Here is a 9,221-nt window from a genome sequence, read left to right as displayed (position 1 = left end):
CTGGCTGGTGGCCGATGCCGAGCTGATCGTCTACGGCGCCACCGATCCGGCGGCCCGCCTCAGCATCGGCGGTGAGGAGGTGCCCCTGTCGGCCGACGGCACCTTCCGGGTGCAGGTGCCCTTCCGCGACGGCCAGCAGCTCTACCCGATCGAGGCCCTGGCGGCCGATGGGGAGCAGAAGCGCAGCATCACCATGGAGTTCCGGCGCTCCACCCCCGAAGCCAACGTCAACACCCGCGAGGCCGCCCTGGCCGAGTGGTTCTAGGCCCCCAGCCACTCCTCCATACGGGCGATCAGATCGCCGGCCGTCAGCTCCGCCCCCACCTCGAGCACGTGCCGAAGCTCCCCTTCGTCGAGGGGCTCCTGGGCCCTGAGCTGGGTCTCCAGCACGGCCCCATCGGCGTCGGAGGGATCACCGCCCCGCCGCCGGCGCTCCTCGATGCGCCGGAGGGCCTGCTCAGGCGTGCTGCAGCAGGCCAGGATCAGGAACGGCACGCCGCAGCGTCGGGCCAGGTCCTCCATCCGCTGGCGCTGATCACGGCCCAGGAAGGTGGCATCCACCACCACCGCGTACCCGGCGGCCAGGATCCGGGCGGCCTGCTCCGGCAGCTGCCGTTCGTAGAGGTCGGCGCTCACCGCGCTTCGGTAGGGATCCCCCTGCAGGGGGGGCGCGTCCCCCTGGCCCCAGGTGCCGAAGCGGCGCTTGCGCTCCACGTCGGAGCTGAGCTGGATCCAACCCTGGCGCCGGCAGAGCTGGCGGGCCCGGTGGCTCTTGCCGCTGCCGGAGACCCCATGGGTGATCACCAGGGCCGGGGCCGGTACTGCGCTGGCGCGAAGGGCGCCCAGGAGGTAGCGCTCCAGGTCCCGCTGCAGAAGCTGCTCCGTGCCGGCGTCGAGGTCGGGCTGGCGCAGGCGCAGGGCGCAGACCTTGGCCCGCACCAGGGAGCGGTAGACCCGGTACCAGCGCCAAGTGAGCAGGCCGCCGTAGTCGCCGCAACGTCCCAGCCAGCGGTTGAGGAGCACCGCCCCCAGGTCGGGGCGGTCGCGGTGCTCCAGATCCATCACCAGAAAGGCCAGGTCGCTGATCACGTCGATCCAGCGCAGCTCGGGGCTGAATTCCAGGCAGTCGAAGACCCGGATGCGCCCCCCCTCCAGCAGCAGGTTGCCGAGGTGCAGATCCCCATGGCACTCACGGATGCGCCCCTGGCTGCGGCGCAGGGCGAAGGTGGGCTGGAGCTCCGCGAAGCTGTCCTCCGTCCACTGCCGCAGGGCGGCCACCTCCGGCGCGACCCCAGCGCCGCTGGCCGCCAGCACCTCCAGATTGGCCATGGCCGGCACCTTCACCAGCTGCGGGGACCCGTAGGCCTCGTCGGGGCGGGCCACCGCAGCGCTGGCGTGGAAGGCCGCCAGGTCATCCGCCAGCCGTTCGAGCTGGTCGGCGGTGAGGCCCTGGTGCTCCAGAACGGCGCCCAACAGGGCGCTCTGGGGGAACTGGCGCATGCGGATGGCCAGCTCCAGGGTCGGCCCGCTGCCCTGCAGGCTGGCGCGCTCGGGGGGGCCGTGGATCGGAGTGAGCCCGAGGTAGAGGTCCGGAGCCAGCCGGCGGTTGAGCCGCAGCTCCTCCTGGCAGAACCAGCGGCGCCGCTCCGGGGTCGAGAAATCGACGAAGCCCAGGTTCACCGGCTTCTTGATCTTGTAGGCGATGGTGCCGGTCAGCAGGATCCAGGAGATGTGGGTCTCCAGGCACTCGACCCGTTCGACCGGATGGTCATAGGCGCCGGGATCGAGCAGGGCGGCGATCATCGGGTCCACGGCCGCTCCGGTGCTCCTTGCGGTTCAATCCAACCATCCGCAGGGCAATGGCGGCCTCCACCGGCGTCCAGACCAGGGCGGGCAGCAGCAACCCCGAGGCCAGGGGCGAGGCGGGCCCCACGATCAGGGCCAGAACCAGCGTCAGGGTCCAGCTCAGCAACCAGAGGGGAAGGCCGGCGGTGAGGCGGTGCAGACGGCAGATCAGCCAGTGGGGGCTGCGCAGCAGCACCAGCAGGACGGCGTACACGGCCACCCAGCCCCAGGAGCCGGCCGTCTGCCAGAAGGCGAGCGCCGAGCCGTAGAAGCAGACGCTGATCAGCGGCCAGACGAGAGCCACCCACGGTTGGGCGGCGATCCACTCCGGTCGCCGGAGGCTGCGATACCAGACGAAATCCCGCTCCGTGGGATTGACGACCAGGGTGATCACCAGAACGGTGATCAGGATCAGCAGCCAGGGCGGCACGGGACTCTGCAGACAGGCGCATTATTGGGCGCCGCCGGCCAACCTGCCATGGCGGGCCACCGGGGCAGACCGTGGCGGGGGGTGTCGGTTCGTCGCGGTGGCGGACCGGTCCGTCCGGCGTTCCTACGTTGGAGAGGTCCGACGAGCTTGCTGGAGGCCCCATGCACACCCACGACCTCGAGAACCACGACAACCTCTACGCCGACGAAGGCACGATGGTGATCGGCGAGACCAGGGCCGATGCCCAGATCCATGCCTACTGGGCCGTGGGGGCCATCGCCCTGATGGTGGTCGGACTGGGTGTGGCCCTGGTCATCTCCTGACCACCCCGTGGGGTGAGAAAGCGCTCGCTGAAGCAGGACAGGGGGATGGGTGCACACAGCCTCGCCCAGCCCCCCTGCTGGCCCTGACCCTCCCCCTGCCGCTGCCAGGCGGCGATGCGCAGCGGCGTGGCCGATCCCCAGCGGCAGATCAGCAGGTAGCGATGCCCCCAGGTCCGGGGCCAGGCCAAGGCGGTGTCGCCGGCCCAGGGCCAGCGGGCCGGATCGAGGGGCTCCAGATCGCGGTGGCGGCGCAGCAGGGCGGGCAGCAGCCGGCCCCCTGCGGCCCCGTCGTCCCGCCGGCAGAGCTCCAGACGCCTGGCCAGGGCGGGCGGCTGTCCCCGGCTCGGGACGACCAGGTGCAGTCCCCCCCAGCCGGGAAAGCCAAGGCAGGAGAGCAGGGCGCCTGGGGCGGGGCCGGAGTAGGGGTCGCTCGGCATGGGGACGGAACGCTGACATTCGTTCGGTGCCACCGACCGTCACGCGGCATCGGATCAGCCGGGCGCACTGGCAGGATCAGGGCGAAGGACGCGACTCCCCTGCCGCCATGTTCGAGAACCGCGAACGGCCCGCCTGGGTCAACTGGCTGATCCTGGCGATCTTCCTGTTGTCGTCCTGGCAGCTGGCCGGGTTCTGGTTCCAGCAGCTGCACCACTGAGTCCCCGGCGCGGGACCTTCAGGCTGCGGTGCCTCCGCCTCAGGAGGGACGGCGCGGCCGGGCGGTGAGCCCCCGCACCAGACGGACGCCGCCGCCGACGAGCAGCAGCAGGGCCATCAGGGCCAGCAGGGCCACCACGATGACGCTGCCCAGCTGCAGGATGCCCATGCTGAGCCGGCTCAGCCCGCTGATCAGGTTGGCGATGGCATTGCTCACCAGCAGCAGGGCATCCAGCCGTTCCGGCAGCTGCATCAGCCCGGCCAGGATCAGGCTTCCCGCCAGGATCAGCAGCAGGCCCGCCAGCACCTGGCGCCAGCGAGAGGAGGGACGGCGCCGGCGACGGCGCAGCTCCAGACCCTTCCCCGGTGTCGGTCCCCTCGGCGTCGGCAGATGGAGCGGGTAGGGGGTGTGGGGCATGGCCGGGATGTCAGGGCTCCAGCGGATAGCCGGCACCCCGCATCCACCGCTCGAATTCCATCAGCACCAGCTCGTTGGGACAATCGATCAGGGACAGGTCATTGACCGTGCAGTCGCCCTGGCCGCCGTGGTGGAGCGTGAGGTGGAAATGTGAACCGCTCAGGCCGCAGACCTCCGGATCGCTGCGGACCACCACATCCAGGGCGGCACCGAGCCGTGCCACCCGGCGGCGCAGTTCCGACCAGGTCATGCCCATCGCATCATGCCCATCGGTGAGCCCGTTGCATGGCAGTGGAGGCGCTGGATGATTGACCCAGTGTGACCAGTGCCGGGCCGACGTCAACCGCTCGCCGCCCGGCGGAGGCTCAGGGCCGCGGGGTGGCCGGGGCCTCCACGGCCGCCGGCGCCGCCGGTGTCGGTGCGGGGGGCACGGTGGGCGGGGGCAGCAGCAGCACCAGGGCCGCCGAGACCGCCAGGGCCGCCGCGCCACCCACCGGGGCCGAGAGGCGCCGGTGCAGGGGGATCCGCTCCATCAGCTCCCTGGGCCCGAGGGGCTCCGGATCGGGAATCGCCAGGGGCAGCTGGACGCGGGGATCGAGGCGCAGCAGATCCAGCACCCGCACCAGATCCGCCAGTTCCGCATCGTCGAGATGCATCTCCAGGGGAGGGGTGTCGGGCTGGCTGCTGCGGAGGAGGAGCCGGTGGCCGCCGTCGGGGTGGGGGCCGATGTCGACCGGTTCGCCGGCCACGCTGAACTCGCGGCGCACGCCGCTGATCAGGTGGCGGGCGTAGGGCAGCACCACCTGCATCAGGGCCTGGAGGTGCTCACGGCGGCCCTCCAGCAGCGGCCGGCCGACCCACTGCAGGGTCCAGCCGGTGATGATGCCCAGGGCCGCACCGCTCTGGCCGATGGAGACGTCGGGGAGACCCTCCACCTGAAGCCGGCAGCTGAGCTGATCGAAGACGAGGCTCTGCTTCATCACGGAACTCTGAACCATGGGGGGTCTGCTGCGGCCGCCGTCACGCCACCGCGTCCATCAGGCTGGCCTTGATGCGCTCGAAGCCCCCCTGGCCGGCGCAGAGACTGAGGCCCTGCACCAGCTGGAGCCGCTGGGCAGCTCCGTCGTTGGGATCGAGCAGTTTCTGGACGCCGCTGCGGCGGGGGTTCATGCGCTCCTGGATCAGTTCCCCCAGACGCCCCTGGAACAGGTCCCAGCGCTCCTTCGCCACCGACTCCGGCTCGCTGCTGGAGAGCAGGGAGCGCAGCATCGGGTAGAGGCGGTCGGCCATGACGCAGAGGATGCGGATCAGGGCATCGGTCTCGGCGACGGGCACCTCACCGCGGCGGCAGGAGCGCCGCAGGGGGTTGTGGCAGCGCCGCTTCCACAGCTCCACCCGGTTGGGGAAGAGCCCGGCGTAGCCCAGTTGCTCGCTCATCCACACCATCGCTTCGCCGCCGTTGAGGTCGAGCGCCTCCATGCAGAGCAGCATCAGATCGAGACGCTCGAGTCCCCTGCGGGGCAGGGGGCGGGAGGAGCGGTCCTGGGTCGCCGCTTCCGAAGTGTCCTTGGCCATGACTGCGATGATGCCAGCGGCGCCGTCCATCCGTCACGTCGCCGGTACCGGTCCCTTCACCAGCACGACCCAGCAGCACGATGGCCAGCAGCCCTTCCTCGATCGATCTGCGCGACTGGGTCCGGGACATTCCCGACTTTCCGAAGCCGGGCATCCTCTTCCGTGACCTCACGCCCCTGATGCGGGATCCCGAGGGCTGGGGCGAGGCCATCCGCCTGCTGGGGCTGCTCTGTGAGCAGGTGCAGCCGGACCTGATCGTGGGCATCGAATCCCGCGGCTTCATCGTCGGCACGGCCCTGGCCACGGTCACGGGCGTGGGGTTCGTGCCGGTGCGCAAGCCGGGCAAGCTGCCCGGCGAGGTGATCGGCGTGGACTACAGCCTCGAGTACGGCACCGACCGGCTGGAGATCCACAGCGATGCCCTCGCTGACGGCCAGCGGGTGCTGATCGTCGACGACCTGCTGGCCACCGGGGGCACCGCCGCGGCCTGCAGCGAGCTGGTCCAGGCCGCGGGGGGACAACTCTGCGGTTTCGGCTTCCTGGCGGAACTGGCGGCCCTCGACGGCCGCAGCCGGCTGCCCCAGGAGCATCCGATCGAGTCCCTGATCATCTACAGCTGAGCCTCAGCTCTGCTGGTCCTGCCAGGCCAGGACGCTGTCGAACTGCTCGAGGCTGATCAGGCCGAACCGCCAGAGCACGGCCGGAAGCGGCGCCTGCTCCAGCTGGGACTGGCGGATGCCCAGCTGGAGGGCGTTCTCACTCAGGCCCAGCTGATGGCGCAGGAAACGCACCATGGCCGGAGAGGGCAGGGGCTGGGGAGAGCTGCTGATCACCATCCCCCCATGCTGCAAGCGGCTGGTGCAGGCGACAAGGTCCCTGGCTCATGGCCCGCAGGGCCAGGGCCCGGGTGCCGTCGACGCTCGCCAGGCAGGCGAGGCCCAGCTGGCGCAGCGGCAGCAGCCAGCGGTGGCGGTTGGAGAAGATCCGCACCAGCAGGTCGGTGGCCAGCAGGGTGAGCAGCAGATCGGGCCAGCGGCGGCGCCCGTAGGCGGCTCCGATGCTGCGCGGCGACAGCGTGCCCCGGGCGGCCCGTTCGGCCAGCCGCTGCAGCACCGCCACATCCCGCCAGCAGAGATTCAACCCCTGGCCGCCCACCGGATGGCAGCGGTGGGCGCTCTCCCCCACCAGCACCGTGCGGCCGCGATGCAGGCGCCGGGCCAGCTGCAGGGCGACAGGAAAGGCGCGGGGCCGCGCCAGCAGGGCATCGGGCTGGAGCCGGTCCGGCAGGGCCCCCGCCAGCCGGTCGAGGAAGGCCGGGGCCTCCAGGGCCTCCAGCTGGCGGCAGCGGGCCGCCGGTGCGCTCCAGACCAGCTGGAAGCGGCGCTCGCCCAGGGGCAGGACCGCGAAGGGGCCTTCCGGCCGCAGCAGTTCCCAGGCCTCGTCGTCGGCGCAGCCACGCATCTCCACCTGCACGGTGAGGCAGGCCTGGCGGTAGGGATGGCTCCACTGACCGATGCCCAGGGCCCGGCGGGTGGGGGAGTCGGGGCCGTCGGCGGCCACCAGCAGGTCGGCGTCGTTCGCGTCGGCCGCGTGGCTGACGGTGGCGGCCGCCGCTGCGCCGCCGAGCTCCAGGCGGACGGCGGGGTGCTGGCCGAGGCGTCGCAGCAGCAGCGCCATCAGGGGCCGGTGGGATCCGATCCAGCCCACGGCGTCGGCCTGACCCAGGTCGGCCGGCTCGAAGCGCACATCACGCTCCGCCGCCACGTCGCGCAGGTGCAGCCGGCGGAAGGGCACCAGGGTGGGCCGGAGGTCGCCCCAGAGCCCGAGACGCTGCAGCAGTTCCCGGCTGGAGTGGGTGAAGGCGTAGGCCCGCTCCCGGGCCTGCAGGGCCTCGGCGGTCAGGGGATCGTGCAGGCTGACCCGCCAGCCGACCTGGGCCAGGGCCAGGGCCGCCAGGGCGCCGGTGGGGCCGGCGCCCCGGATCCGGGCGTGGAGCGAAGCGGGCATGGCCATTGAAAAGCCGCAACAGAAAGTCTGCTGCGGCGATGGGGTCCGCCGTGAACGGCGGAACGGAGAAAGGCTGTCCCCCGAAGGGGAGCTGCCATCAGCCGATGCCGAGCAGGCCGCGGGTGAAGGCCTCGCCGCCCAGGGCGAACTCGGTGGCCAGCAGGGCGATGAAGCCGAGCATGGCCATGCGGCCGTTCAGCTTCTCGGCGCGCTCGTGGAAGCCCCAGCCGCTCTCGGCGCTCACCACTTCCATGCGGGGCTCGGTGGCGAAGGCGTTGAGGCGGCCGCCGTCTTCGGTGGTGACGGTGGCGCCGCGGATGGCGGAGCGATCGAGGGCGGTGGGAGCGGTGGGGGTGGCGGCGGTCATGGGAGAACTCCTTGAGAAGTATTGCGAGAATTGTAACGCATTGTTTCGAATGCGTCCAGCGTCCTCACCCCAGGCGCCGCAGGCAGAGCTCCTCAAAGGCTGGCCGCAGCAGATAGGGGTACTCGCCCACCCACTGCTTCAGCTGGGGGAGCCAGCCATCCGAGAGGGCGCCGATGCGGGAGAAGTCCTTGCGCTCACTGAGCACCAGGCAGCGGATCACCATGCCCCGCCGGATCTGCTCGTGCTTCTTCTCCAGCGGGAAGCGGATCTGGCCCAGGTAGCCATCCTCATCTTCCAGCTCCAGGCAGAGCCAGGTGCGGCGGTTCTCCACCAGCTCCAGGCGCCCCTGCTTGTTGGCCTGCTCCCGGCGGTTCTCCACCACCTCCCGCCGGAACTGGTCAGCCACCACCCCCTCGAAGATGGCGGCCGCCGGGTAGCGCCGCAGCACTGCGTTGCGGCGTCCCGCCTCCAGGATCGGGCCCCACAGCACATACAGAAGGAACACGAAGCCGACCACCAGGAACACCGGGCCCGCCTGGCTGCGGAACAGCAGGGTCTGACTGACCAGCAGCGCGATCACCCCGCCGATCACCGAGATCAGCACCCGCTGCAGCAGCTTGCGCGGGTCGCCGCTGCAGGCGGTGAACTGGGGACCGGTGGCCACCGCCGGGATCAGACGGAGCAGTTCGCCGGGTTTGAGGGGGATCAGCATCGGTGGATGGCTCGGCTCACAGCAGCCTCTCGAGGCCGTAGACCAGGCCGCCCAGCCGGCGCACCTTGCGCACCGTTAGCAGCACGCCGGGCATGTAGGCGCTGCGGTCGATCGTGTCGTGGCGCAGGGTGTAGGTCTCGCCGGGCGATCCGAACATCACCTCCTGGTGGGCCACCAGCCCGGGCAGCCGCACCGAGTGGAGCCGCAGGCCGCTCTCCCGCAGGCCGCCGCGGCAGCCGGCCAGGCTCTCGTGCTCCTCCACCTGCAGGGGGTTGAAGCTCTTGCCCAGCTCCTCCATGAGCTCGGCGGTCTTGAGGCAGGTGCCGCTGGGGGCATCGGCCTTGCGGTTGTGGTGCAGCTCGGTGAGTTCGGCGTAGTCGTAGAAGCGTGCCGCCGCCGCCGCCGCCTGCTGCAGCAGCACCATGCCCACGCAGAAGTTGGGAATCACCGCCCCGCCCATGGAGGCCTTCTCGGCGAAGGCGGCCAGATCGGCCAGCTGGTCGGGGCGCAGGCCGGTGGTGCCGATCACCGGATGGACGCCGTAGGCGAAGGCGCCGCGGCAGTGCTCGTAGACGACGCTGGGGTGGGTGAAATCCACCAGCACCGCGCCGCCGCCCGGGCCGGACTGCCGCACCGCCTGGCCCGCCTGGCAGAGGCTGCCCTCGAAGTCGGCGCTGATCGCCACCTCCAGCTCCCCCAGCCCCAGGGCCAGCCCGACGTCCTCCCCTTCGCGGCCCGGGGTGGTGTCGATCGCCCCCACCAGGGTGCAGTCGGGGGCCGCCACCACGGCCTTGATCACCTCGGCGCCCATCCGGCCCAGGGCCCCGGCCACCACCACCGGGATCGCTGCCGGCTCTGCTGGGGACGGGGAGGTCGCGGTCATGGGCAAC

The 9,221-nt window shown here is 71.5% G+C and carries 14 protein-coding genes and 1 pseudogene; 3 read left to right on the top strand and 12 right to left on the bottom strand.

Annotated elements, in window-relative coordinates; all coding sequences use genetic code 11:
• Nucleotides 1-265: pseudogene (locus KUG39_RS10330) on the top strand (DUF4912 domain-containing protein); the annotation flags it as partial.
• Here the strand turns inward: KUG39_RS10330 and KUG39_RS10325 are convergent.
• Nucleotides 262-1,803: a bifunctional aminoglycoside phosphotransferase/ATP-binding protein gene (locus tag KUG39_RS10325; protein WP_216918294.1), complete on the bottom strand. Its 1,542-nt coding sequence runs from the start codon at nt 1,801-1,803 to the stop codon at nt 262-264. The pseudogene KUG39_RS10330 and the gene KUG39_RS10325 overlap by 4 nt on opposite strands.
• Nucleotides 1,769-2,275 carry a TspO/MBR family protein gene (locus KUG39_RS10320; RefSeq protein ID WP_216914920.1) on the bottom strand — a complete coding sequence of 169 codons (507 nt, stop codon included), beginning with the start codon at nt 2,273-2,275 and terminating at the stop codon, nt 1,769-1,771. Before KUG39_RS10320 ends, KUG39_RS10325 begins: the two co-directional genes overlap by 35 nt.
• Nucleotides 2,276-2,436: 161 nt before the next feature.
• Between KUG39_RS10320 and KUG39_RS10315 the strand changes: the two genes are divergently transcribed.
• The gene (locus KUG39_RS10315) at nt 2,437-2,598 is read left to right on the top strand and encodes a hypothetical protein (RefSeq protein WP_216914918.1); all 162 of its coding nucleotides are present in this window, start codon (nt 2,437-2,439) and stop codon (nt 2,596-2,598) included.
• Here KUG39_RS10315 and KUG39_RS10310 read toward each other — a convergent pair.
• The 5 genes from KUG39_RS10310 to KUG39_RS10290 all read right to left on the bottom strand — a co-directional run bounded on the left by KUG39_RS10310 (nt 2,532) and on the right by KUG39_RS10290 (nt 5,245).
• Complete coding sequence (locus KUG39_RS10310) at nt 2,532-3,035, bottom strand: hypothetical protein (protein WP_216914916.1); 504 nt, start codon at nt 3,033-3,035, stop codon at nt 2,532-2,534. The two genes, KUG39_RS10315 and KUG39_RS10310, sit on opposite strands and share 67 nt — an antisense overlap.
• A gap of 257 nt (nt 3,036-3,292) precedes the next feature.
• Nucleotides 3,293-3,670 carry a hypothetical protein gene (locus KUG39_RS10305; RefSeq protein WP_233134046.1) on the bottom strand — a complete coding sequence of 126 codons (378 nt, stop codon included), beginning with the start codon at nt 3,668-3,670 and terminating at the stop codon, nt 3,293-3,295.
• A 10-nt stretch (nt 3,671-3,680) separates the two neighbouring features.
• Nucleotides 3,681-3,926, bottom strand: a complete 246-nt coding sequence (locus KUG39_RS10300) for a hypothetical protein (protein ID WP_015108440.1) — start codon at nt 3,924-3,926, stop codon at nt 3,681-3,683.
• A 109-nt stretch (nt 3,927-4,035) separates the two neighbouring features.
• On the bottom strand, nt 4,036-4,668 hold the full coding sequence (locus KUG39_RS10295) for a DUF4335 domain-containing protein (RefSeq protein ID WP_216914914.1): 633 nt from the start codon (nt 4,666-4,668) through the stop codon (nt 4,036-4,038).
• Nucleotides 4,669-4,690: 22 nt separating this feature from the next.
• Nucleotides 4,691-5,245, bottom strand: coding sequence for a DUF3038 domain-containing protein (locus tag KUG39_RS10290; RefSeq protein ID WP_190609645.1), 555 nt, complete (start codon nt 5,243-5,245; stop codon nt 4,691-4,693).
• Between the two features lie 80 nt (nt 5,246-5,325).
• Here KUG39_RS10290 and KUG39_RS10285 point away from each other — a divergent pair, with 80 nt between their 5' ends.
• Nucleotides 5,326-5,865: an adenine phosphoribosyltransferase gene (locus tag KUG39_RS10285; RefSeq protein ID WP_216914912.1), complete on the top strand. Its 540-nt coding sequence runs from the start codon at nt 5,326-5,328 to the stop codon at nt 5,863-5,865.
• A 3-nt stretch (nt 5,866-5,868) separates the two neighbouring features.
• Here the strand turns inward: KUG39_RS10285 and KUG39_RS10280 are convergent, their stop codons facing one another.
• The 5 genes from KUG39_RS10280 to dapB all read right to left on the bottom strand — a co-directional run bounded on the left by KUG39_RS10280 (nt 5,869) and on the right by dapB (nt 9,214).
• Nucleotides 5,869-6,081, bottom strand: coding sequence for a DUF2949 domain-containing protein (locus KUG39_RS10280; protein WP_094587206.1), 213 nt, complete (start codon nt 6,079-6,081; stop codon nt 5,869-5,871).
• Nucleotides 6,002-7,252, bottom strand: a complete 1,251-nt coding sequence (locus tag KUG39_RS10275) for an FAD-dependent monooxygenase (RefSeq protein WP_216914910.1) — start codon at nt 7,250-7,252, stop codon at nt 6,002-6,004. The genes KUG39_RS10280 and KUG39_RS10275 overlap by 80 nt, the downstream gene beginning before the upstream one ends.
• Nucleotides 7,253-7,349: 97 nt before the next feature.
• Nucleotides 7,350-7,619, bottom strand: a complete 270-nt coding sequence (locus tag KUG39_RS10270; RefSeq protein WP_094587186.1) for a CAB/ELIP/HLIP family chlorophyll-binding protein — start codon at nt 7,617-7,619, stop codon at nt 7,350-7,352.
• A 64-nt stretch (nt 7,620-7,683) separates the two neighbouring features.
• On the bottom strand, nt 7,684-8,331 hold the full coding sequence (locus KUG39_RS10265; RefSeq protein ID WP_216914908.1) for a DUF8619 family protein: 648 nt from the start codon (nt 8,329-8,331) through the stop codon (nt 7,684-7,686).
• Nucleotides 8,332-8,347: 16 nt separating this feature from the next.
• Nucleotides 8,348-9,214 (bottom strand): 4-hydroxy-tetrahydrodipicolinate reductase, encoded by an 867-nt coding sequence (dapB, locus tag KUG39_RS10260; protein ID WP_216914906.1) that lies wholly within the window; start codon nt 9,212-9,214, stop codon nt 8,348-8,350.
• Nucleotides 9,215-9,221 lie beyond the last annotated feature (7 nt).

The sequence above is a fragment of the Synechococcus sp. CCAP 1479/10 genome (genome assembly GCF_019038515.1).
Lineage (GTDB): Bacteria > Cyanobacteriota > Cyanobacteriia > PCC-6307 > Cyanobiaceae > Cyanobium.
The sequence above is the reverse complement of the archived record's forward strand: the minus strand, read 5'-3'. Positions and strand labels throughout refer to the sequence as shown.